This is a genomic window from Pseudophaeobacter sp. 1A09344, assembly GCF_041008745.1.
Taxonomy (GTDB): domain Bacteria; phylum Pseudomonadota; class Alphaproteobacteria; order Rhodobacterales; family Rhodobacteraceae; genus Phycobacter; species Phycobacter gallaeciensis_A.
Window position 1 is genome coordinate 226,468 of the sequence record NZ_JAXGFS010000007.1, and the last position, 24,038, is coordinate 250,505.

Genomic DNA, 24,038 nt, shown 5'->3' on the forward strand with positions numbered 1-24,038 from the left:
ATATACGCAATGAAATCAAGCGTCACAGAGGTATAAAATGGCCGCAAAATCAGCAGAGACCACGACCAAGAGACAGGTGCCCGCCGTCACGCGAGCCATTGCAATTCTTAGGTTTTTGGCGCGTTCGGACGAACCGGTGGGCGTCAATCCGATCGCCCGCGAGCTCGAACTGGTGCCCAGCACCTGCCTGCACATTCTGCGGGTGCTTCAGGATGAGGGACTCGTCGATTTTGATTCGAACACCAAACGCTATTCGATCGGAATCGGCATCCTTCCCCTGGCCCGTTCAGCCCTTCAGAAGAACACCTTCTCGGTCCTGGTGCAGCCGCTGCTTTCTGGCCTATCCGAGAAATTCGGGGTGACCTCCATCGCGACACAGGTGGCCGAACCGTCCCAGATGGTGGTCATCGCACTGTCGCAATCGACCCTGCCCTTCCGACTTCAGGTCGACCTTGGCAGCCGCTTCCCCATCCTGATCAGCGCCACCGGCCGCCTGTTTGCCGCATTCAACGTCACCGACCCCGAAGAGCTGCGCAGCGGTTTTGACAAACTGGTCTGGGATCACCCGCCCAGCTTTGAAGACTGGCTAACCGAAGTCGAGGCGACCCGCGCGCGCGGTTATGCGGTGGACAGGGGAACCTACATCTCGGGCGTGACGGTTGTCGCGGCGCCGGTGTTCAACGCCGCCGGGCAGATGATCCGCTCGCTTGTCGCCATCGGTATTTCAGAGCGGATGGATGACAAACAAGTCGCTTCGCTGGCGAAATCCCTGCTGAAGCTGCGCGACAAAATCGAAGCCATGCAAATCGAAACGAGGAGCTAGACAGTGACCCAACTCACCGAACAAACAGGCTGGAAAGAGCTGAAGGCCGGTCCCTTCATGGATGGGATCGGCCCCATCCTGAAGACCAGGGCGCTGGATGGCAGCAATATCTATGGGCTGCGCACCGATGCCTCCCATTGCAACGCCATCGGTTCGGTGCATGGCGGCGTGGTCACCGGGGTGCTGGATCAAGCCATCGCCATCGAGGCCTGGAATGCGGCCAATCGGCAACCGACTGTCACCCTCCAAATGGATACGCGCTTTGTCACCGCTGCGCGCGCCGGTGACCTGCTGGAAGCCAGCGCAACCCTGCGCCACGCGACGCGCTCCATGCTGTTCGTGGACGCGGATCTGTACGCAGGGGATCGCCTGATCGCCACGGCAACAGCCGTCATGAAAATAATCGCAAAGAAGGACACACCATGAGCACGCAACAGGAAGAGCAGCAGCGACGCGGACCGCTGGCAGGTATCAAAGTGCTGGATTTCTCGCGCATCCTGTCCGGCCCCTATGCCAGCATGGTGTTGGCCGATCTTGGTGCAGAAGTGGTCAAGGTCGAACCGGTCGGCAGCGGCGATGAAACTCGCAACTTCCCGCCCTTCAAAGGTCCGCTGAGCCATTATTTCATTGCCCTCAACCGCAGCAAGAAAAGCATCACGCTGGACCTGAAATCGCCAGAGGGGGCAAAGATCGCCCGTAACCTTGCGCGCAAATGCGACGTTGTACTCGAAAACTTCCGCCCCGGCGTGATGGATCGGCTGGGTCTTGGCTATGAGACGTTGAAGGCGGATAATCCCGGGCTGGTCTATTGCTCCATCACCGGTTTCGGGCGCAACAGCCCCCATGGCGACAAACCCGCCTTTGATATCGTGGCGCAGGCGCTGTCCGGGGTAATGGATGTGAACCGCGAACCGGGGCAGCCCCCCAACAAGCTGGGCATTCCGCTCGGCGATATGGCGGGCAGTATCTTTTCGCTGTTCGGTCTGCTCGCTGCACTGGTGGAACGCAACACGACAGGACAGGGCCGCCACGTGGAAATCGCCATGCTGGACAGCCTGATTGCCATGCAGGGTTATCTCTCCCAGATCTATTTTGTCAGTGGCAACAGCCCGCAGCCGGTTGGCACCCGTCACCCCTCAATCGTGCCTTACGGCGCCTTCCCGACCAGGGACGGCCATGTGATCGTCGCCTGCTTGACGGAACGGTTCTGGCACAATTTCGCGCGCTGCCTTGGGCGTGAAGACCTGATCACCGACCCGCGCTTCGCAGAGTATGAAAAACGGCTGGAGAACCGCGACGCGCTGGAGCCGGAAATCTGCGAAATCATGGAAAAAGACACCACGGAATACTGGCTGGATCGGCTGACCGAATTCGACGTACCTAATGCGCCGATCCTCAGCATCGCGGAGTCTCTGGAACAGGAGCATGTCGCAGCACGCGGGCTGATTGAAACCGTGACGCACCCGGACGTGGGGGACATGCAACTGGTGCGCGGACCGATCCGGTTCGACGGCGAGAGCCCTGCCCCCGCGCGCGCGCCTGCACTCCTCGGCGAACACACGCGTTCGGTGCTGTCGGACTGGCTGGGATATGATGAGGAAGAGGCCCGTGCCCTAGAAACACGCGCCGCGGCACCCGGCGCAGGCTAGGCCTCAGGTCTTTGCGCCGTCTGGGCAATCAGACTGCGGATGTCCGCATCCGTGACCGGTTTGGCCAATGAGGCCAGGCCGGGACTGCCGCGCAGGCTTTCCGGGATCCGGCCAATTCGGCGTGTCGACATCAGGATCAGTTGGCAGTCCGGGTGCAGCCCGGCGCCCAGCTGCAGAAGATCCCAGCCTGATGCGCCATTGTCGAGATTGAGATCACTCAGCAGCAGGTCAAGCTGTGGCAACTCCCGGATCTGCGCTGCGCCTTCGGCAAAACTGCTGGCCCGGTGCAGGGTATAGCCGATCCGCTCTAGCGCCTTGCCGGCCGAGTCGAGATAGGCCGGGTCATCATCGACCACCAGTGCCGTACCCGGCGCCTGCAGCGCAACCTCCTGTGGGGCCTCCTCAGCCTTCAGCGGCGGAAAATTCAACGTCACGGTGGTGCCCCGCTCCGGCGGCTCGATGCGGGAGGTGATGTCGAGACGCCCGCCGGATTGGTGCACGAAGCCATCGACCATCGACAGGCCCAGCCCGGTGCCGCTGCCGTCGCTGCGATTGGTGAAAAACGGCTCGGTTGCGCGATGTAGCACCTCGGGTGTCATACCACAGCCATCGTCACGGATGCTGAGCTGGGCGCCGCCATCCTGCCCCGTCCCCACCGAGACGCAAATGCGGCCAGCTCCCTCAATCGCCTGACCTGCGTTGACGCAGAGGTTCAGAATGGCGCTTTCCATCTGGCCCGGATCGACCAGCGCATTGACAGGCTCTGCCGGCAGATCAAAGTCCAGCGAAATGTTTTCCGGCAGAGCAATTTCCAGAAGGTCGGCCATACCTTCGACCAGCATCGACAGATCGGTCACCTGCGGTTCCAGATGCTGCTTGCGGGCAAAGGCCAGCAAACGTTCGGTCAGGGACACGCCAAGATCCACCGCCGAGCCGATGCGGGTCCGCAGGTACCGGGCCTGTTCGTCATCCGCCCGTTTCAGAAGGTGCAGGTTGCCAGAAATACTAGACAGGATATTGCCGAAATCATGGGCGACCTCACCGGCGACCTTGCCCAGGGTTTCCACACGGCGGATTTCCTCCAGCCGTTCATCAATGCGTTTGCGTTCGGTGGTTTCCGACAGCAACCAGACCGCCCCCCCATCGGGCAGCGGCGAATGGCGCAGCTCCAGAACATGGCCAGAGGCATCGGTGTATTCCTCAAATCCACCGCGCTCCCCTGCGCTCACTTGCCGGGTAAAGGCAGAGCGGTCGATCAGCGCCTGCATATTCGCTGGTTCTTCCGCCTCCTCCGGCGGCAGGCGTAACAGGCTGCGCAGCTTGTCGTTCTCGGCCTCGATCCGGCCATCGGCAGCACTGATGGCGACACCGTCTTTGATATTGCGGAACACACGCGAGAACAGCGCGTTCTGACGGCGGATCTGACCAGTGCGCCGGTCCAGCTTGCGCGCGTTTTCGCGAAATACCTGAAAGGCGGCAAAGAGCTGACCGATCTCATCCTCGGACACCCGGGCCCGGGGCAAATCGCTGCGGTGATCCCCGGCGGCCAGTTTGCGCATTGCATCAGCCACACGGCGCAGGTTGCGGGCCACATAGCGCGACACGTAAAGCGACGAGGTGATTGCCACCAGAAGGCTCATCAGGGTCAGCGCCAGAAAGGAATTCTTGGCAACGCCAAGGTTGTCGGAGGTCTCTGCGCGCGCCTGCGATAGGCGGGCCTCGGCCTGTGCGACCTTTTCTTCGGCATAGGTCGAAATGCGGCCCGCCTCCTGCCGGATACGGAACAGGGCGTTCTCCGCATCAAGCTGCGCGGCAAGCTCGCGGTGCTTCAGCACGAACAGGCTGTCACTGCGGCTGAGAGCTGTTTCGATCTCGTCAAAGGTGGCTTGGTGGACAGGCGTCAGGCGCGGAGTGATCTGATCACGGGCACGCTTGTAGCGCCGGGTGAATTCACCGAGTTCGATCAGCGCATCCGCCCGCCCCGCGCCAATGGCGCTGGCGGTCAGTCGTTGCAGACCGGCCCAGACTTCGCGCTCTGCCAGCAGCAGAGTGGTATCGCCCGACAGCCGCCGCACCCGCCCGTTCAGACGCAGCATGTCCCGGTCGATCGCGGTGAGCTCCGCCTTGCGCGCGGTCTGCGGCACCAGCGCGGTGGTCAGATCATCAATCGCCAACCTGAGCCGGGCCAGCGGAAGGTCCAGCGCCGGGTCGCGGGCGGCATGGTCTTCGATGCTGCGCAGGTTCTTCAGGACGCTTTGCGCCTCCTGCTCCAGCTGGAAGGGGGGAAACAGCGCATAAAGAAACGGCGCAGAGGTTGCCAGATCCGCCGCCCGGCGGGACAGGTCCAGCGCATCAGACACTTCGGTCAGCGTGTCCTGATGCAGAACATTCATCCACATCTCGGTCCGGTTCAGCACCCGCATGCCGATCAGGCTGACCAGCAGGATCAGCCCGAACAGAACGGCAATGGCAGCGGAGAGGCGAAACCGAACGCTGAGACGGGAAAGCGCGAGCATGCGACGTCAGCCCGGCGACAGGTGAAAAATATAGCCCTGCGCGCGGCGGGTCTGCAGATGCACCGGTTTTGACGGCACCGCCTCAATCTTGCGCCGCAGACGCAGGATCAGCACGTCGATGGTCCTGTCCACGTAGCGCTGCATGTCCGAGCCGAGCTCCTCCAGCAGTTCCGGACGCGGGATCACCCGGTCGGGGTTGCGGGCGAAATAATCAAGCAGCCGGTACTCGGCATTGGTCAGCGGGATCTCCTCGCCTTCCGCGTCCAGCAGACGGCGGGATTGCACATCCAGCCGCAGGGTGCCAAAGGCGATTTGCTGTCCCGGCGCGGCGCTGGGTTTGGCTGGACCATGTCCATAACGGCGCAACACGGCGCGGATACGGGCCACCAACTCGCGCGGGTTGAAGGGTTTGATCATGTAATCATCCGCGCCGGTCTCCAGCCCGATGATCTTGTCGATCTCATCCCCGACACCAGTCAGCATCACGATGGGGATCTCGTAACGCTCGCGGATATGGATCGCCAGCGTCAGCCCGGATTCGCCGCGCAGCCGCAGATCGATCAGGGCCAGATCCACTGGCGGCGGGTCGCCCAGCGCGTGAAAGGCGGGAATATCGGCGCAGCAGACCGCATCGAACCCGCTCTCGCGCATCAGCGCCGACAGCGTTTCGCGCACATCCGGATCATCGTCCACAATGGCAATGAGCGGCTCTGTCCTGCCGTCCTGCATCACATCCTCCCTCACCGCACCTCCTGCGGCCTTCGCGGGCGGCATACTGCCAAGACCCGCCATGATACGCCAGCGGGTCGACAGAGCTGTGATGCAGTTTGAAACATTGTTAACATGAAAGCTGGCTTCTCGCTGTTTGATTAACAATACGCGCCTAGCATGCGCCGGATGCGGGTCTTTATCTTCGCCCCACCAGCGCCGCGATGGCGGGAGTGTCTCCCGGCACCGGCGTTCCAAGGGAGGAAAACATGGTAAAATTCTGGACCGGCGCCGCCACGGCACTGGGCGCTCTGACGCTGAGCGCAATCACCGCAACCGCAGCCGAAGACTGCGCCGAGCGCGGCGCGCTCGACATGCTGTACTGCGATGCCAACGGCGATCTGGTGGCTGACACCCCCACCGATCCGGCCAAGCTGAGCAACCCCGACACCCTGGTCTTTGCCTATACGCCGGTCGAAGACCCCGCAGTTTATGCTGACATCTGGGAACCCTTCATCGCACATCTGGAAGCGACCACCGGCAAGGACGTGCAGTTCTTTGCAGTGCAGTCGAACTCGGCCGAGGTCGAAGCGATGCGTTCGGGCCGTCTGCACGTGGCAGGCTTCTCGACCGGACCGACACCCTTTGCGGTGAACCTGGCCGGCGCCGTGCCTTTCGCCATCATGGGCGCTGCGGATGGTCAGTTCGGTTACAAGCTGCAGGTCTTTACCCAGGCCGACAGCGACATCAAGGAAGTGAAGGATCTGGCAGGCCGCCGCGTGGCGCATACCTCGCCGACCTCGAACTCCGGCAACCAGGCACCGCGCGCGCTGTTCCCGGGTCTGGGCGTCGAGCCCGACAAGGACTATGAAGTGGTCTATTCCGGCTCGCACGACCAGTCGATGCTGGGCGTGGTCGCAGGCGATTATGACGCCGCACCGGTGGCCTCCGAAGTGGTGGACCGCATGGCCGAGCGTGGTCTCTATGACACCGCCGACGTGCGCAAGATCTGGGAAAGCGACCCCTTCCCGACCACCTCGTTCAACGTGGCGCACAACCTCGACCCCGAGCTGACCGCGAAGATCAAGGAAGCCTTCTTCACCTTTGATTTCGAGGGCACCAAACTGGGTGACGAATTCGAAGGCGTCAGCAAGTTCATCCCGATCACTTACAAGGATCAATGGGCGGTGATCCGTCAGATCCAGGCCTCCAACGGTGTGGAATACACGCCGCAGGGCCTCGCCGGGAACTAAACCCACCAGACCCGAAGATCCGGCCGACCACAGGCGTCGGCCGGACACCCCTGCGGCCCCCCGCGGCTTGCTCCCATGGGCAACGCAGCTGGGGCATGGCCGCGCTATGTCCGAGAGGCCGTCATGCTAGAAATCACCAAACTCACCAAACGCTACGGATCTGGCGATCCGGTGCTGAAGGAGCTGGACCTGACCGTAGAGGGCGATCAGCTGACCTCGGTCATCGGATCCTCCGGCGCGGGCAAAAGCACCTTGCTGCGCTGTATCAACCGTCTGGTCGAGCCGACTTCGGGGTCGATCAATCTAAACGGCACCGAGTTCACCACCCTTGGCCGCCGCGATCTGCGCGCGGCGCGGCGCCGGATCGGCATGGTGTTTCAGGGTTTCAACCTGATCGATCGCCTGACGGTAATGGAAAACGTCCAGTCCGGGCGCCTTGGCTATATCTCGACCTGGGCGGCGCTGACCCGGCGCTATCCGCGCGAAGACATCCGCCACGCCTATGAGCTGATGGAGCGGGTGGGCATCGCCCATTACGCGGACAAACGCGCGGATGAGCTGTCCGGCGGTGAACGTCAGCGTGTCGGCGTGGTACGCGCCCTGATGCAGCGCCCTGAAATCCTCCTGGCGGACGAACCCACCGCCTCGCTGGACCCCAAGACATCGGAACAGATCATGTCGCTGCTGCGGGACCTCGCGAACGAGCTGAACCTGCCGGTGATCATCAACATCCACAATGTGACCGAGGCCAAGGAATACAGCGACCGCATCGTCGGCATGCGCTATGGCCGGATCATCTTTGACGACCTGCCCGATCAGCTGGGTAAGGACGAAATGGACGAAATCTATGCAGGCGTTCCGGCAGAGGACCGCGCCGAGGTCGGGGCGGCGGCATGAGCACGGTCAAGGACACCTGGAAAAAGCCACCCTTCATCGCCAACCCGGTGATGCGCTACGGGCTTTATGCGGCCGTGGCGATCTATTTCGTTGTGACCCTGGCCACCCTGCCCATCGATTGGGACCGTGTGGCGGACGGGATGAGCCGCGCCCAGCGCATCTTCAGCGGGGCATTTCCGCCCAGCTTTGACCGCGCCGGTCTGCTGTTCGATGGCTTCATGGAAAGCCTGAAGATCGCCATTCTGGCAACCGTGGGCGGCATCGCGGTTTCGGTGCCGCTGGCCTTCATGGCGGCGGGCAATATCGCGGTGAAACCGGTCTATCTGCTGGGCCGCGGCATCATCATCGTCGCGCGCAGCTTTCACCCGGTGATCGTTGCAATCATCTTCGTAAAGGCGGTGGGCTTTGGTCCCTTTGCCGGGGCGCTGACGCTGGTGGTCTATTCCATCGGTTTTGTGGCGAAACTGCTGGCCGAACGGATCGAGGAAATCGACTTTGGCCAGGTCGAGGCCATGCGCTCTGCCGGGGCCGGGTTCATCGCAACGCTGGCCTATGCGGTGATGCCGCAGATCATGCCGCGACTGGTGGGTCTTGGCATCTACCAGCTGGACAGCAACCTGCGCGCCTCTGCCGTGGTCGGTATCGTCGGCGCGGGTGGCATCGGCGCCACGCTGGCCAATGCATTCGGGCGCTACGACTACGACTTTGCCCTCGCCATCACCATGGTCATCGTCGGGGTGATCCTGATCTCCGAGGCGGTGAGCGGATTTATCAGGAAGCGGATCGCATAATGACCAATCAGTCTTTGAACCAAACGCTCGACCATTGGTCCCGCTTTACCCTGCGCCAGCGCCTGATGCGTTATGGCGGGCTCGCCCTGACCCTGCTTATCGTTGGCTGGGCACTCAGCAGCATCGACGTGATCTGGGCCTGGGTCTGGGATGCGCCGTCGCAGATGGCGGATCTGTTCGGGCGGATGATGCCGCCGGACCCGAGCAACCTGCCCTCAATCCTTGAAGCAATCTGGCAGACAGTGAATATCGCCACCCTGGCGACGATGATCGCCGTCGTGGTCTCGCTGCCTGTTGCCTATATCGCCGCGCAGAACACCACGCCGAACAAGTTCGCCCTGTGGGTCGGGCGGTTCATCCTCGTCTCCTCGCGGTCGGTGAACACCATCATCTGGGCGCTGCTGTTCGTGGCCATCTTCGGCCCCGGCATCGTGGCGGGGATCGTGGCGATCATGTTCCGCTCCATCGGGTTCCTCGGCAAACTGCTGGGCGAAGCGATCGAGGAAATCGACCGCAAACCGGTGGAGGCGCTGGAGGCCTGCGGAGCCTCGCGGTTCAAGATCGTGCTTTACGCCATCGTGCCGCAGGTGATGCCCGCCTTTTTCGCCGTGGCGATCCTGCGCTGGGACATCAATCTGCGCGAATCCACCGTGCTGGGCCTTGTTGGCGCAGGCGGCATCGGGATGATCCTCCAAGGTGCGATCGACACCTTCAACTGGCCCGAGGTCGCCATGGTCCTGCTGACCATCCTCGCGCTGGTGGTGGTGGGAGAGGTGGTCTCCTCCTTCCTTCGCAAAAAGGTCCTGTAACTCAGATCCTGTGACTTGTGGCGGCCCGCGCGACGTGGGCCGCCATTCTTCAAGCTCTCCCCCCCGTTCAATCGGCAAGCCGGGACCAGAGCGCCACGGTTTTTCACATTTGCAAGCCCTTGTCTTGCGCCGCAGATAGCTTGGCCTTAGGCGTAAAAGGGTCCCCTGCCTGAGTTTAAAACCCTGCCATGCAACTTTACCTGCCCATCGCCGAAGTGTCGGTCAACGGTCCCCTGCTGTTGTCCATTGGGCTGGTTGTCGGCATTCTCTCAGGGATATTCGGGGTGGGCGGCGGCTTTCTGATCACACCGCTTCTGTTCTTCATCGGCATTCCTCCAGCCGTGGCCGTCGCGACATCCGCAAACCAGATCGTCGCCTCCTCCTTTTCGGCCCTGCTTTCCCATATCCGCCGCCGAACGGTGGATTTTCACATGGGGTTAGCCTTGATGGCCGGGGGGCTGGCGGGCTCGACCCTTGGCATCTACATCTTCGACGCCCTGCGGCAGCTGGGGCAGGTCGACCTTCTGGTCAACCTGTTCTACGTGTTCTTCCTGGGGCTGGTCGGCTCTCTGATGTTCATCGAAAGCCTGAACGCCATCCGCAAGGCACGCGCACAATCGGGAACACCAAAGCGCAAAGGTACCAGGCGTGACTGGGTGCATGCCATGCCGCTGCGGGTGCGGTTCCGCACCTCCGGACTTTATATCTCGGTCTTTCCGCCGCTGATCGTCGGCTTTGTCGTCGGGGTATTGTCGGCGATCATGGGGGTGGGCGGCGGTTTTGTCGTGGTGCCGGCGATGATCTATATCCTAGGCATGCCGACGAAGGTCGTGGTCGGCACCTCCCTGTTCCAGATCATATTCGTCTCTGCCTACACGGTGATGATGCACGCCTATACCAACCACACGGTCGATACCGTTCTGGCGGTGCTGCTGATCGTCGGCGGCGTGATCGGCGCCCAGATCGGCACCCGTATCGGGTTGCTCCTGAAGGCCGAACAGCTGCGCATCCTGCTGGCGTTACTGGTGCTGACCGTCTGCCTGAAACTGGGGCTTGATCTGGCCTTGCAACCGACCGAGCTGTTCTCGCTGACCCACGTCATCGGGTGAGGCTGGCCTCAGCCACCTGAACGCCTCGCTCTCTCGCAACCAGAGCCTTCGGCGCCCTCGTTCTTCCGCATCGCTTCAGCGAAGAAAAATTGACCATACCTGCTGTTTGGCCGTCCCCTGAGCGCAAATTTTGCCACGGCTGGGGACTGACGTAAGATCGTCTATTGAAACTTCCTAAAGGAACTATCGAATATACCCACAAGGGGTTGATGGCCTTCCGGGTCGGATATGGATAGCAATGATTGAACCTCAGTTTCTCGACGATGATCTACGGTTGCAGTTTATTGCAGACCTGCGCATCGACTTCCGGAATCCCACTCCGGAAATCCAGGGCCTGTGCGATCTGGCCGCGCAACTGGCTGGCACTGACATTGCTCTTGTCTCGATCGTAGGGGAACGCGAGCAGGTCTTTCTTGCGAGCACCGGCATGGGAGAGACGCGGAGCACCGCGCGTCAGGTTTCCTTCTGCGGGCATGCGATTTGCGACAAGACCACTCTGCTTGTGCCCGACACCCACAGGGATGAACGCTTCACCGATAATCCGCTTGTATTGGGCCCGCCGTATATCCGGTCCTATGCCGGGGCCCTTCTTGAGCCTGAACCGGGGCGGCCGATCGGCACCGTCTGCGTCATGGGGCGGGAACCCAGCAGCTTTTCGCCGGAGGTTCTGGCCGGCCTGGAAAAGATCAGCGCTGCAGTGAGTGCGCTGCTGCTTGCACATCGCGACAAACAGAGGCTTGCAGAGGCCGCCTCCCAGAGCGCCCGGATCGCGTTTTGGTCGGACATCATGGAGGAGAGCCTCGAGGAGATCTACGTACTCGATCCCGGCACGTGGAAATTCGTCCTGGCCAACAAAGCTGCAAGGGATAACATCGGCTATTCGATGAACCGGCTGACCGAGTTGACGCCGCTGGACCTTGATCCGAGACTGGATCCGGAACGTTTTGGCATGACGGTGCGAAACCTGATGCAAGGCCAGAACACCTACCGCAGGATCAGCACAGATATGCTGCGGGCGGACGGGTCAACCTATCCGGCAGAGATCACACTGCAACGGGTGTTTAACACCAGCCCGATGATCGTCTGCTACGTGCAGGATACGACCGAACGCTCTGCCGCCGAAACCGCAGCCCGAGACGCACATGCCAGATTGCAGGCCGCCATCGAGGCGCTGACCGATGGTTTTGTTTATTTCGATGCTGATGAACGGCTTGTGCTGGCCAACAGCCGCTATGTCAACATGTTCTCGGCTGAAACAGCCCCCCTGGTCAAACCGGGTCAATTGTTCGAAGTGATACTGCGCAAGGCGGCCTATGAGGGCTATTACGCCGGTACGGAAGGCGGACGCGAGGAAGAGTTCCTGGCGAAACGCCTTGCGGCCTTCCGCAACCCGTCAGGCTCCAGTCTGGTAACTCTGGAGGACGGGCGCGTTTTCCGGGTCTTCGAACAGCGCACCCCCGATGGCGGCTGTGTCGGACTGCGAGTGGATGTCACTGAACTCCATCAGGCACGGGCGCAGGCAGAGGCGGCGAATGCGGCCAAGTCGGCGTTTTTGGCCAATATGAGCCATGAAATTCGCACGCCGATGAATGGCATCCTCGGGCTGGTGCAAGTGTTGACGCAGACCGAACTCGATCCGGCCCAACGCGAAATGGTCGAGGCAGTTCAGGGCTCTGCCGAGGGGCTGCTGAGCATTCTGAACGATATTCTGGATCTGGCACGCATCGAGGCGGGCAAGGAAACCTTTGACACGGCCCCGTTCAGCCCGGCGCAGGTGTTGCGGGATGTGGCGCGCATTCATCAGGCTGTCGCCCAGCAAAAGGGGTTGGACCTGCGGCTGGAGCTGGCTCCTGAGCTGGAAGGCACCTGGGTCGGCGATGCGCGCCGGATCGGGCAGGTGATCCATAATCTTTGCGGTAACGCACTGAAATTCACGGATCAGGGCCACGTCACCCTGACAGGCAAGGTGTCCACGGAAGGCAATCTGCACCTTTGCGTTTGCGACACCGGGATTGGCATGACGCCAGAACAACTGCGCCGGGTGCGCAACAAGTTCGAACAGGCCGACAACTCGATCACCCGAACATTTGGCGGCACCGGTCTGGGACTGGCAATCGTCACCGAGCTGACCGAGATGATGGGCGGCGATTTTCAGATAGAGTCGCAGCAGGGACGCGGGACCGAAGCGCGTGTCATCCTCCCCTTGCAACGCGGTACTGCCCCCACTGAGGCAAAAGAGACACCAACGGCTGTCACCGCGACCACCTCCCACCCTGCCGCTCCGATGCGCATTCTCGTTGCCGAGGACAACGCCACCAACCGTCTGATCCTGAAAAAGATGCTGTCCAAATTGGACCATGACCCGATCATGTGTTCGGACGGGCAAGAGGCGCTTGATACCTGGCAGGCGCAGGAGGTCGATTGCCTGCTGTTCGATATATCAATGCCGCGGCTCAGCGGTCTTGAGGCGCTTGCCAAGATCCGCCGACACGTCGCGGACACGGGCGGAGAGATGCCGCCTTCCGTCGCCTTCACGGCCAACGCGATGCCGCATCAGATCGAAGAGCTCAAGGCCGCCGGTTTCGATGATGTTCTGACCAAGCCGATCCGGTTTCAGGACCTGTCAGACTGTTTGACCAACCTCGCAGCCCGGGCCGCAAGCCCCAGCAAGGTCTAGCGATATTGTTGGGAGCAGCTGGTTCTACCTTTGATGCCAAACCGGCCCCTTATTTGCATGAGAGCCAGCAGAACGCTGGCCCCCTTCACTTTGCAAACAATGCGCCAATTCAGGGCCTTAATCCATCATCAGCCCCGGCAGCCATGTACCCACTGCAGGCTGCCAAACAAGCAGCCCAAGGATCGCGAGCTTGATCACCAGAAACGGCGTCACGGCTGCATAGATCTGCTTCATGCCGATCCCGTCAGGGGCGACCCCGCGCATCACGAACAGCAACAGGCCGAATGGCGGCGTCAGCAGGCCGATCTCCATAGTCAGCAGGTAGACAACCCCAAGCACCAGATCATTGATCCCCAGTTGCGCGGCCAGTGGCACGAAGACCGGCACCGTCACCATCAGCATCGAGACCTGATCGATAAAACAGCCAAGCAGCAACAGGATCACGATCATGCCGATCAGCACGCCAACCGGGGTCGGATCCACCGCGTTGATCGCCTTGATCAATCCGTTGGTGGCACCGCTGAAGGACAGGATCTGCGAAAAGGTCTGACTGGCGGCCATGATGAACAGGATCATCACCGACAGCTTTACCGTCTCGATCAGGGCCTTACCGATCTTCTCGAACGTCAGCGCCCGGTAGGCGGCCCCTGCGCCCAGCGCCGCAAGGCACCCCAGGGCGGCGGATTCGGTCGGGGTCGCAATCCCAAGAAGCAGGCTGCCGATCACCACCGCGAACAAGGCGCTGAGCGGTGCCACGTAGATCAGGAACGGCCGCCACCGCTCGGATAGGGACATCGTCGGCAGGTCATCCGGCGGCGCGACCCGCGGGTCCATCAGGCTGCGCAGGATGATGTAAGCCACGAAAGAGCCCGCAAGCAGCAAGGCCGGGATAACGCCTGCGACTAGGAGACCAGAAATGGAAATGCCCGCAAGGCTGCCGACCAGAACCGCAAGGGCCGAGGGTGGGATCAGCATGGCGATGGCGCCCGATGCCATGATCGGCCCCATGGCCATGGTCGGGTGATAACCGCGTTTCAGCATGCCCGGCATCATGGTCGAGCCGAGCATGGCCGTATTGGCGATCGTCGAACCGGACAGCGCCGCGAAGATCGTGCCGCCGAACACGGTCACCACCGACAGGCGCCCGGGCACCCGGGTCACCACCCGTTCGATCGCGTCGATGGCGCGATGGGCGATGCCGGTCTGGAACAGGATCTCCCCCATCAGGATGAACAGGGGAATCGGCGCCATCTGAAAATTCGCAACCGATTGCGTGGCATTGCGTGCCAGTTGCAAAAGGCCCCGATCTCCGCCGAGGATTTCAAAGGCTCCGATCATGGTCACGGTGATAAAGGCAAAGGCCACCGGCAACCCCAGAAGGAGCAAAGCGGCCAGACCGCCCAGCATCCAAGAAAGCGTAACAATCCAATCCATCAGCAGGTCTTTCAGAGGCCAGTCAGCGGCGCATCATCCTGCACCGGATGCGCAATCTTGCGCAGGAATTCAAGGGTACAGAGCAGCATCGACGCGGGCAGCGGGATGAAGGTCCACCATTCGGGAAAGGTGAAGGCCGTGCGCACCATGGAGCCGCGGCCCTGCGATTGCACAAGCGCCTCGAACGCGTACCAGCCCATCACCGCGCAGGTCGCCGCGCCGATCAGGCAGGTCATCACCAATGCGCCGCGCCGCGCGGCAGGCGGCAGGGCGCGAGTGATCAGATCGACCTGCACATGGGCATTGATGTGCAGCACCCAGGGCGCCGCCAGAAAGGTTGCCACCATCAAGGCGTATTCAATCGCATCAAGCGCGCCGTAGATCACCGGCAGGCCAAGATTGCGCAGAACAACGTTGAGCGGGATCACCAGCGTGATTGCCGCGATCAGGCCCGCGCTCAGCACAGCCAGAGCGCGCAACAGCGCTGAGAAGGGTTTGTCGAAGAGTGTCATGGCGGCTCCGATTGGGGGCGGCTCTGAAGAGGGGCAGCCCCGACCAGAGCCGCCCCTCTCGTGTTACTTCAGCAGGCAGGCCTGCAGCTTTGCGCCAAGATCAGCGTCGATCTTCATGACCTCGCCCCAGCCCTCTTCCTGAGCGGTGGTGTTCCAGGTCGCAGCGGCCTCCCCTTCGAAGGTCAGCGTCTTGATACCGGCATCTGCCTGTGCCTTTGCCTCGTCCGCGTTGCGTTCGACGTTCATGGCGTTCTGCTCTTCGATCCAGGCCGCGCCCTTTTCCAGCAGCGCGCGCTGTTCGTCATCCAGACCGTTCCAAGCGTCGAGATTGACGAGGAAGTTGACATCGACCTGATAGAACCCCGGATCGACGCGATAAGCCGTCTGTTCGTGCCAGCCAAGATCCAGAACCCCCTGGCTGGGCCAGCCGTATCCGTCGATCGCACCGCGCTCCAGTGCGGTATAGACCTCGCCCGGGGCGGTGCGGACCAGTGTGGCGCCCAGTTTCTCGAACATGGCGCGGTAAACCGGCGTGGTGCGCAGCGTCAGACCGGTCAGGTCGGGGCCTTCCAGCGGTTTGGTCAGATAGAGGTGATAGTTCATGTGATCGCCGACGCGGGCGAGATATTTCACGTTCATCTGGTCCTGGTGGATGCTGTCGACCAGTTCATAACAGCCGTTTTCGCGCTGCTCCTGAATGGTGTTCTGGGCCAGATGCAGCGCATCGCCAGTGGGCACGAGGTTCGGGTAGTAGGCGGTGGTGTTGTTGGCAATATCGACGATGCCAGCCTGCACCGCGTTGCCCAGTTCGAACGGCGGCACGGCTTCGGGACCACCCAGAAGCTCGATCTGGACCACGCCCTTGCCGTTCTCGTTCACCCAATCGACGAAGGCTTCGAAATCGCGCGAGAAGGTGGTGCCGGTAGCAAATGCGGTGACAGCCCGCAGCGACACCTCCTCCGCCTGCGCGGCAGATGTTCCCAGAGCGGTGGCCGCGACAAGCGCAATGGTGGCGGCAGATGAACGGAAAGTCATGTGTGTCTCCCTGACTGAAATCAGGCGCGCCGGTGGACTTTTTTGGAACGTCCGGTTGTTGTTTGGGCGGCCTGGCGATGGCGGACCATCTGGCGTTTGCTTTATGCTTGAAATTTCAAGCCTCAAGTAATTTATGTGCAAAATCAAGTATTTTTTATACATGTATTGCAAGGCCTTACTAAAAATCCCCCGACTCTTTCCAAGGCCGGGGGATCACATCTTGCAACCGGAATATTCGGCAGCCAGCGCGACCGGATCAGGCGCCCAGACGGCAGTACAGCCCTGCGGCCAGTCGGGCACGTTCGACGAGGCTGTCGATCTCGATATGCTCGTTCAGGGTATGCAAACCTTTGCCGCGTACCCCAATGGAGTCGAGGGTCGGAAGCCCCATGAAGCCGGTGAAATTGCCGTCCGATCCGCCCCCGGCAGAGCCTGCGGGCAGCTCGAACCCGATGTCACCCGCGATGGCGCGCGCCACTTGCAGCATCGCCATGGTGCCGGGCTGATCCGGCTCCCAGACCGGGCGGGTGACGCCGCGACGCACCTCCATGATGACATCGCCCTCGGTCGAGTTCAGCGCCATCATCTCTGCGACGCCCTCATCCAGCAGTTCCTGCGTTTTGGCCATGGTCAATACCTCGGCATCGCAGACAGAGGACACGCAGTTGACCCATTTCCCGGCGTTGATCACCCCGACAGAGAAGGTGCAGTCCTCGTTGGTCATGCCTTCGATCACCGCCACGTTGCGGGCCATCTCGGCAATGGCCGATCGTCCCTCGGACAAAGCCCAGCCTGCGTGGCTTGGCCGCCCTCTGGTCTGCAGGTTGAAACGCGCAATCGCGTAGCGGCCGATCACCGCGCCACCATCGGGCCGGGCGGGTTCCGGCACCAGGATATACTGGTGGCGCGCGGCTTCCATCTCGATCAGGCGGCGGGCCATTGGGGTGCCGATTTCCTCATCCGGGGTGAAAAGGAAAGTCACTGGCAGCGGTGTTTCGATCCCGGCTGCCAGGATCTGGCGCATAGCCTCAAGGTAGACGTAGTTGCCGCCCTTCATGTCCATGATCCCGGGACCATAGCAAAGGTTGCCCTCGCGCCGGAACGGCAGCTTTTCCAGCGTACCGACCGGGTGCACGGTATCAAGGTGACCCAGCACCAGAATGCCACCTTCGCCCGCGCGGGGATGCGGCATGGTCGCGCGCACACTATCGCCCAGCCCCATACGGCCCGGAATACGCTCGACCCGTGCGCCCAGCGCCGCCAGATCGTGCTGCGCCACATCCATCATGCGGTTCACAGCCGCGGCGTCAAAGGTGGGGCTTTCTGTTTCCACCCACAGCCGCAGCCCTTCGAGCATCTCATCCGCGTCAAAGGGCAGATCCAAGGGATCTTTCGTCATGCTCAGTTCCTTTTCAGACGGGTTTCGATGATCCGCGCATAGACCGAAGCGCCGACAGGCAGGATCGCATCATCCAGCACAAAGGCGGGGTTGTGCAGCGGCACGGTGCCCGCGTGACCCACGCGGCAGTAGGCGCCCGGCACCACCTGCAGCATATCGGCGAAGTCTTCCGATCCGGTCGCCTGATCTTCGGTGATCACCGCCATATCGGGGCCGACGATGTCTGCCGCTGCTTCGATATAGGCCTGTGACAGCTCCGGGTCGTTCTGCAGCACGTCAAAGACATTGCGCAGGGACACCTCGATCTCGACTCCATAGGCCGCGGCCATACCGGCGCAGAGTTCCTTCATCCGGGCCTCGGCCATTTCGATCACATCGGCGTGGAAATAGCGGATGGTGCCGGCGATGCTGGCACTGTCCGGAACCACGTTATAGGCAGAGCCGGAGTTGAATTTGGTCACCGACAGAACCAGCGGTTTGGTGGGCGGCGTGTTGCGGCTGACGACGCTTTGCAGCTGCTGCACCAGCGCGGTGGCAATCACGATCGGGTCCTTCGACTGGTGCGGCATGGCAGCGTGGCTGCCGGTGCCGGAGACGGTAATGTCAAAGAAACTGGCCCCGGCCATCGCCGGTCCGGGGGTGATCTCCACCCGCCCCGGCTCGCCATTGGGGCTGTTGTGCATGCCGTAGATCTCATCGACCGGGAACTTTTCGAACAGGCCTTCCTCGATCATCCGGCGGGCGCCGCCAAGACCTTCTTCGGCGGGCTGGAAGATCAGAACGGCGGTACCGTCGAAATCGCGGGTTTCAGCCAGGTAGCGGGCAGCCCCCAGCAGCATGGTGGTATGGCCATCGTGGCCACAGGCATGCATCTTGCCCGGGTTGGTCGAGGCAAAAGAAACGCCCGAAGCCTCAACGATGGGCAGCGCATCCATATCGGCGCGCAGGCCGATGCGACGGTTGCCGCCCCCCTGCCCCTTGATGATCGCGACAACGCCGGTGCCGCCCAGACCTTCGTGCACCTCGTCAACGCCATAGGCGCGCAGCTGCTCTGCCACGATGCCAGAGGTGCGGGTTTCTTCAAATCCCAGCTCGGGATGGGCGTGCAGATCCTGACGGATCGCGGTCAGCTCGGCGGCGAAATCCTCAATCTTGGGAAGAACGCTCATGCATAATCTCCTGCTATCTGTGACGCGCCGGGGAGGGCGCGAAAGTTGGCAAAGTCCCAATGGCGGCCGGGAGCGGCCTCGATCAGGCTCTGGGTATATTCATGGGCCGGGTTCGCCAGCACATCGGCGGCGCGGCCCTGTTCCACCACGCGGCCGCGCTGCATGACGATGACATCGTCGCAGATCTGGGCAGCCACGCGCAAATCGTGGGTGATAAACAACATGCCTATACCAAAACGTGCCTGCACGTCGTCCAAAAGCTCCAGCACCTGTGCCTGTACGCTGACGTCCAATGCGGAAACCGCTTCGTCCGCGACCAGAAGGTTCGGTCGCATGGCCACGGCCCGGGCGATGGCAATCCGCTGACGCTGCCCACCAGAGAACTGATGAGGATAGCGGTCAAGCGCGTTGCGCGGCAGGTCCACCAGCTCCATCAGATCACCGGCATGGTCCATGGCTTCGTCTTTCGAGGTGCCAAAGTTGATCGGCCCCTCACACAGCGAGCGCGCCACGGTCCAGCGCGGGTTCAGCGAGCGATAGGGATCCTGAAACACGATCTGGAAATGCTTGCGATGAGGCTGCAACTGGCGGCGGCTGAGGCGCGCGACCTCGGTACCCGCAACCGCGACCGAACCGTCTGTCGGGTCGATCAGCCGCATGATGCAGCGCGCAACGGTGGATTTGCCAGAGCCGCTTTCACCAACGATGCCAAGGGTTTGTCCCGGCGCAATGTCGAAATTCACATCCTGCGCGGCATGCACCTCGTCATTTTTTCGGAAGACACCACCGCCGCCATAGACCTTTTCCAGCCCGCCGACTTTCAGCACCGGCTCGGCGCCCGTGGGCGCACGCGGGGCGCGGGGCGCCAGGTTCGGAACCGCCTGCAAAAGCTTGCGGGTATAGTCCTCCTGCGGCGCGGTCAGCAGCTCGGCAATCGGCGCGCGTTCCACGATCTGGCCCTGCTGCATGACGCAGACGGTATCAGCGATCTCGGCCACAACGCCCATGTCGTGGGTGATGAACAGAACAGCGGTGCCGTGGCGCTCCTGCATCTCGGCGATCAGCTTTAGGATCTGCTGCTGGGTGGTGACATCCAGAGCCGTTGTCGGCTCATCCGCGATCAGCAGATCCGGGTCCAGCACCAGTGCCATGGCGATCATGATCCGCTGGCGCTGCCCGCCCGAAAGCTGATGCGGAAAGGCGGAATAGATGCGCTGCACATCCGGCAAGTGCACCTGCTCCATGATGTCAAGCGTGCGTGCCTTGGCCTCAGCTGCCGACAGATCGGTGTGCATACTCAGCACCTCTTCAATCTGTTCACCGACCCGCAGAACCGGGTTCAGCGCCGTCATCGGCTCCTGAAAGATCATCGCCACGCGTTTGGCGCGCAGCTCGCGCATCTGCGACGCGCTGGCGGCGGTGATCTCCACCTCCTTGAGGTCGATGCGCCCGCCGGTGATCTCAAGCGCGCCCTTGGGCAACAACCCCATGGTCGCCAGCGAGGTCACCGATTTGCCCGAGCCGCTTTCGCCCACCAGGCACAGGGTTTCACCGGCGCGGATATCGATATCGATGCCGCGCAGGACCGGATCGGTCATGCTGGTCCCGCTGAGGCCGACAGTCAGGCCGCGAATGGTCAGAACCTGTTCCGCCTGCGAGAAGTCCTTGGATTTGAACTGCATCTTATGCCTCCCGTTTCTTCAGACGCGGATCCAGAAGGTCACGCGCGGTATCGCCCAGAAGGTTGATCGACAGGATGCAGAGCGACAGCATCACCCCCGGCCAGAAGATCAGACCCGGCTTGATCTGGAAGAAGGTGCGCCCCTCCGCCATGATATTGCCCCAGGTCGGGATCTCGGTAGAAACGCCTGCGCCCAGGAAGCTGAGGATCGCTTCGATCAGGATCGCGGAGGCGCAGATATAGGTGCCTTGCACGATCAGCGGCGCCAATGTGTTCGGCATCAGGTGCTGGATCAGGATCTTCGGCATCGAAGAGCCCAGCGCGATGGCCGCCTCCACATAGGGTTCCTCGCGCGCGCTCAGCACGACTGAGCGCACCAGCCGCACCACGCGGGGCACCTCGGGGATGGTTATAGCGAGGATGACGGAATGCAGGCTCGGCCCGTTGAGGGCCACCAGCGCAATCGCCAGCAGGATCGCGGGGATCGCCATCAAGCTGTCCATGATCCGCATGATGACCCCGTCGGCAGCGCGGAAGAACCCCGCGACCAGACCGATGGCAAGGCCGATGGCGACGCTGACCACGGCCGCGCCCACGCCTATCAGCAGAGACACGCGCCCGCCGGTCATCACCCGGCTGAAGATGTCGCGACCGTATTGGTCGGTGCCCAGTATATGTGCCTCTGACGGCGGTTTCAGGCGCGCCAGCGCATCCATCGAAAGCGGATCATAGGGCACATAAAGCGGCGCCAAAAGCGCGGCCAGCACGATGAGCGTCAGCATCAGCGCGGCCAGCATCGGCCCCAGCCCAAGGCGGGCGCCCGCAGGCAGCGACAACAGGCGGATCAGCGGCTGAAAGGCGCTCTGACTGGAGGAAGAATGATCGGTCATGTCAGTAACGGATCCTCGGGTCAAAGAAGGAATAGGAGATGTCCACCAGAAGGTTCACCAGCACGTAGATGCCCGCCGTCAGCAGGATCATCGCCTGGATCACCGGGTAGTCACGCGCGAGGATGGCATCGACAGTCAGACGCCCAATCCCGGGGATGTTGAACACGCTTTCGGTGACCACCACGCCGGAAATCAGCAGCGCAAAACCGGTACCGATGATGGTGAGGATCGGAACCGCCGCATTGCGCAGCGCATGGCGGAACAGCACGGTGTTCTCGCGAACGCCCTTGGCGCGGGCGGTGCGGATGTAGTCCTCTCCCAGCACCTCAAGCATGGAGGCGCGGGTCATGCGCGCGATCAGCGCCACATAGATCGTTGCCAGTGTCAGCGAGGGCAGGATGGCGCGGATGAAGAAATCGCCCAGCCCGTCGGTCGGGGAGGCATAACCCTGTACAGGTACCCAGCGCAGTTCGATGGCAAAGATCTGGATCAACACATAACCGATCACGAATACCGGCACCGAAAAGCCGAGGACAGAGAAGGACATCACCGCAAAATCGGCCCAGGTCCGGTGGCGCCAGGCGGCGATCACCCCCATCGGCACGGCCAACAGGACCGAGATGATGATGGTCATCAGGGCGATATTGATGGTCGGCCCCAGGCGGTCCCCGATCATGTCAGCCACCGAGGTGTTGGAAATCAGGGAGGTCCCGAGATCGCCCTGCAGCATCTGCCCGGTCCAGGTGAAGAACTGCACATGCAGCGGGTCATTGAGGCCAAGATTGTCGCGGATCCGTTCAAGCTGTGCCGGAGTGGCGGCGTCGCCTGCAAGAATGGCTGCCGGATCGCCCGGTGTCAGCCGGAGCAAAAGAAAGACGAAGACGGCCACGATGATCATGACTGGAACGGTCGCCAGGACGCGCTTCAGGATATAGCTGAGCATAGACAGCTACCTTTTGAATTAGTGTGGAAAAGCCGGGGCGCGGGAGAGTTCCGCGCGCCCCGGAAGTCGGGGGAGGGATTAGTCTTCCTTGGTCACGTTCCAGAACACCGGAACCGGCGAGGGGATCATGTTCTGGATCGCGTTCTGGCGTGCCTGCGGCATGGTGTATTCGCCAAGGTGGATGTAGTTCACGTTGTCCATCACGTGTTCCTGGATCTTCACCGCAACCTCTTTGCGTTCCGCATCGGAGGCCGCCGCGACAAAGTCGGAGCGCAGGGCTTCGATCTTCTCATCCGAAGGCCAGCCGAACCAGGCATCGTCGCCACGGCCGTTGACCATCACGTTGATCAGCGGGTCCGAGATTTCAGGCACCATCCAGTTGGTGAAGAAGATGTTCCAGCCACCTTCTGCCGGGGGCAGCTGCTGGGCACGACGGTTTACAACGGTCTGCCAGTCCATCGGCTGCATGTCGACGTTGAAGCCCGCTTCGCGCAGAGCCTGCGCCGCAACCACCGGCTGGTTCGACAGGCTGACCACATCGGTCGGCGCCATCAGCACGATGGGCGTGCCATCGTAACCGGCTTCTTCCAGCAGGGCCTTGGCCTTGTCCGGATGTGCGCCCGAGGTGATCGCTTCGGCGCCGGCCTCGTCGCCCAGCGGCGTATCACAGCCAAAGATCGCACCGCAGACCTTATAGTAGGACGGATCGCCCATCATGGTCGCCAGCACGTTTTCCTGGCTCAGCGCTTCCAATGCGGCCTGACGGACCTTCGGATTGTCAAACGGCGCGTGCAGGAAGTTCGGACGGCCGATGGTCACATAACCCAGCGGGTCGCGGGTTTCGACGGTGACTTCCGGGGCCGTCTGCAGGATCGGCAGCAGGTCGACCTGAACCTGTTCAAGGTAGTCGATTTCACCGGCAGCCAGCGCGTTGATGGCGGTCAGCGAGTCCGGCATGGTGGTCCAGACCACCTTGTCCACGTTGACGACCTTGCCACCAGCCATCCAGCTCGCTTCTTCGCTGCGCGGGACGTAATCGTCGAACTTGCTGTAGGTGACCGAAACGCCGGGTTCGTATTCATCGGTTTCAAAGACGAAGGGACCAGAGCCGACATATTCGGTGATGGTCTCATCCGCCGACGTTTCCGCCACGCGCTTGGGCATGATGAAGGGCGGCACGGCCGACTGTTTGGAGATCACGTTCATCAGCGGCGGGAAAGGCTCGGACAGGGTCCAGACGACGGTCGTGTCGTCGGTTGCCTCAAGGCTTGCGGTGACGTCAAAGATCATCTGACCGCCGCTGTCACGCTTGCCCCAGCGGGTAAGCGAGGCAACCACGTCTTCACCTGTGACCGGCGCGCCATCGTGGAATTTCAGCCCGTCGCGCAGGGTGAATGTATAGGTCAGCCCGTCGTCAGAGACCGCAAAGTCCGCCATCTGGGGCTGCGGCTGGAAGTTTTCGTCAACGGCGGTGAGGACGTCATAGACCATGTAGCCGTGGTTACGGGTGATATGCGCGGTGGTGATCACCGGATCCAGAACACGGAGGCCCGAGTGCATCACGGCCGTGATCACCTTTTCTTCTTCGGCCTGGGCCGCAAGCGGTGTCAGCATGGTGGCACCCGCCATCAGCGTTGCAGCCATGCTGCCGCGCAGGGCGGAAAGGGGACGAAGTGTTTTCATTCTTGTTTTCCCTGTTGTTGTGAGGAGGAACGGTTCTGTTGTTTTTGGTCTTGGGCCCCG

The 24,038-nt window shown here is 61.9% G+C and carries 20 protein-coding genes; 9 read left to right on the forward strand and 11 right to left on the reverse strand.

Annotation, left to right across the window (positions count from 1 at the left end):
* The first annotated feature begins 37 nt into the window (after positions 1-37).
* From SM765_RS14180 to SM765_RS14190, 3 genes are read left to right on the forward strand one after another with little or no spacing between them, the layout of a single operon-like run.
* On the forward strand, positions 38-823 hold the full coding sequence (locus SM765_RS14180; protein ID WP_065271709.1) for an IclR family transcriptional regulator: 786 nt from the start codon (positions 38-40) through the stop codon (positions 821-823).
* 3 nt (positions 824-826) lie between these two features.
* Positions 827-1,249, forward strand: a complete 423-nt coding sequence (locus SM765_RS14185) for a PaaI family thioesterase (RefSeq protein ID WP_082996042.1) — start codon at positions 827-829, stop codon at positions 1,247-1,249.
* The gene (locus tag SM765_RS14190) at positions 1,246-2,472 is read left to right on the forward strand and encodes a CaiB/BaiF CoA transferase family protein (protein ID WP_065271710.1); all 1,227 of its coding nucleotides are present in this window, start codon (positions 1,246-1,248) and stop codon (positions 2,470-2,472) included. Before SM765_RS14185 ends, SM765_RS14190 begins: the two co-directional genes overlap by 4 nt.
* Here the strand turns inward: SM765_RS14190 and SM765_RS14195 are convergent.
* Positions 2,469-4,988 carry an ATP-binding protein gene (locus SM765_RS14195; RefSeq protein WP_274838715.1) on the reverse strand — a complete coding sequence of 840 codons (2,520 nt, stop codon included), beginning with the start codon at positions 4,986-4,988 and terminating at the stop codon, positions 2,469-2,471. The genes SM765_RS14190 and SM765_RS14195 overlap by 4 nt on opposite strands.
* A 6-nt stretch (positions 4,989-4,994) precedes the next feature.
* Entirely contained in the window at positions 4,995-5,717 is a 723-nt protein-coding gene (locus SM765_RS14200) for a response regulator (protein WP_065273612.1), read from the reverse strand.
* Between the two features lie 248 nt (positions 5,718-5,965).
* On the opposite strand from SM765_RS14200, the gene phnD reads away from it, so the two are divergent.
* The 6 genes from phnD to SM765_RS14230 all read left to right on the forward strand — a co-directional run bounded on the left by phnD (position 5,966) and on the right by SM765_RS14230 (position 13,232).
* Positions 5,966-6,949 (forward strand): phosphate/phosphite/phosphonate ABC transporter substrate-binding protein, encoded by a 984-nt coding sequence (gene phnD, locus SM765_RS14205; RefSeq protein WP_274838714.1) that lies wholly within the window; start codon positions 5,966-5,968, stop codon positions 6,947-6,949.
* Positions 6,950-7,072: 123 nt separating this feature from the next.
* Entirely contained in the window at positions 7,073-7,846 is a 774-nt protein-coding gene (gene phnC, locus SM765_RS14210; protein ID WP_065271712.1) for a phosphonate ABC transporter ATP-binding protein, read from the forward strand.
* Positions 7,843-8,637 carry a phosphonate ABC transporter, permease protein PhnE gene (gene phnE / locus SM765_RS14215; protein WP_065271713.1) on the forward strand — a complete coding sequence of 265 codons (795 nt, stop codon included), beginning with the start codon at positions 7,843-7,845 and terminating at the stop codon, positions 8,635-8,637. The genes phnC and phnE (SM765_RS14215) overlap by 4 nt, the downstream gene beginning before the upstream one ends.
* Positions 8,637-9,446, forward strand: a complete 810-nt coding sequence (gene phnE / locus SM765_RS14220) for a phosphonate ABC transporter, permease protein PhnE (protein WP_065271714.1) — start codon at positions 8,637-8,639, stop codon at positions 9,444-9,446. Before phnE (SM765_RS14215) ends, phnE (SM765_RS14220) begins: the two co-directional genes overlap by 1 nt.
* A 188-nt stretch (positions 9,447-9,634) precedes the next feature.
* Positions 9,635-10,555 (forward strand): sulfite exporter TauE/SafE family protein, encoded by a 921-nt coding sequence (locus SM765_RS14225; protein ID WP_274835621.1) that lies wholly within the window; start codon positions 9,635-9,637, stop codon positions 10,553-10,555.
* A gap of 238 nt (positions 10,556-10,793) precedes the next feature.
* On the forward strand, positions 10,794-13,232 hold the full coding sequence (locus SM765_RS14230) for an ATP-binding protein (protein ID WP_274838713.1): 2,439 nt from the start codon (positions 10,794-10,796) through the stop codon (positions 13,230-13,232).
* 117 nt (positions 13,233-13,349) lie between these two features.
* On the opposite strand, the gene SM765_RS14235 is transcribed toward SM765_RS14230, so the two are convergent.
* From SM765_RS14235 to SM765_RS14275, 9 genes are all read right to left on the reverse strand, one after another.
* Positions 13,350-14,666 (reverse strand): TRAP transporter large permease, encoded by a 1,317-nt coding sequence (locus SM765_RS14235; RefSeq protein WP_274838712.1) that lies wholly within the window; start codon positions 14,664-14,666, stop codon positions 13,350-13,352.
* A gap of 11 nt (positions 14,667-14,677) precedes the next feature.
* The gene (locus SM765_RS14240) at positions 14,678-15,178 is read right to left on the reverse strand and encodes a TRAP transporter small permease (protein ID WP_274838711.1); all 501 of its coding nucleotides are present in this window, start codon (positions 15,176-15,178) and stop codon (positions 14,678-14,680) included.
* A gap of 63 nt (positions 15,179-15,241) precedes the next feature.
* Positions 15,242-16,213 carry a TRAP transporter substrate-binding protein DctP gene (gene dctP / locus SM765_RS14245; RefSeq protein WP_274833223.1) on the reverse strand — a complete coding sequence of 324 codons (972 nt, stop codon included), beginning with the start codon at positions 16,211-16,213 and terminating at the stop codon, positions 15,242-15,244.
* Between the two features lie 256 nt (positions 16,214-16,469).
* Positions 16,470-17,612 carry a M20/M25/M40 family metallo-hydrolase gene (locus SM765_RS14250; protein ID WP_274838710.1) on the reverse strand — a complete coding sequence of 381 codons (1,143 nt, stop codon included), beginning with the start codon at positions 17,610-17,612 and terminating at the stop codon, positions 16,470-16,472.
* Between the two features lie 2 nt (positions 17,613-17,614).
* On the reverse strand, positions 17,615-18,781 hold the full coding sequence (locus SM765_RS14255; RefSeq protein WP_274838709.1) for a M20 aminoacylase family protein: 1,167 nt from the start codon (positions 18,779-18,781) through the stop codon (positions 17,615-17,617).
* Positions 18,778-20,463 (reverse strand): ABC transporter ATP-binding protein, encoded by a 1,686-nt coding sequence (locus tag SM765_RS14260; protein ID WP_065271722.1) that lies wholly within the window; start codon positions 20,461-20,463, stop codon positions 18,778-18,780. Before SM765_RS14260 ends, SM765_RS14255 begins: the two co-directional genes overlap by 4 nt.
* Before the next feature lies 1 nt (position 20,464).
* On the reverse strand, positions 20,465-21,352 hold the full coding sequence (locus SM765_RS14265) for an ABC transporter permease (RefSeq protein WP_065271723.1): 888 nt from the start codon (positions 21,350-21,352) through the stop codon (positions 20,465-20,467).
* Position 21,353: 1 nt separating this feature from the next.
* Complete coding sequence (locus SM765_RS14270; RefSeq protein ID WP_065271724.1) at positions 21,354-22,295, reverse strand: ABC transporter permease; 942 nt, start codon at positions 22,293-22,295, stop codon at positions 21,354-21,356.
* 78 nt (positions 22,296-22,373) lie between these two features.
* Entirely contained in the window at positions 22,374-23,978 is a 1,605-nt protein-coding gene (locus SM765_RS14275) for an ABC transporter substrate-binding protein (protein ID WP_274838708.1), read from the reverse strand.
* Between the last annotated feature and the right edge of the window lie 60 nt (positions 23,979-24,038).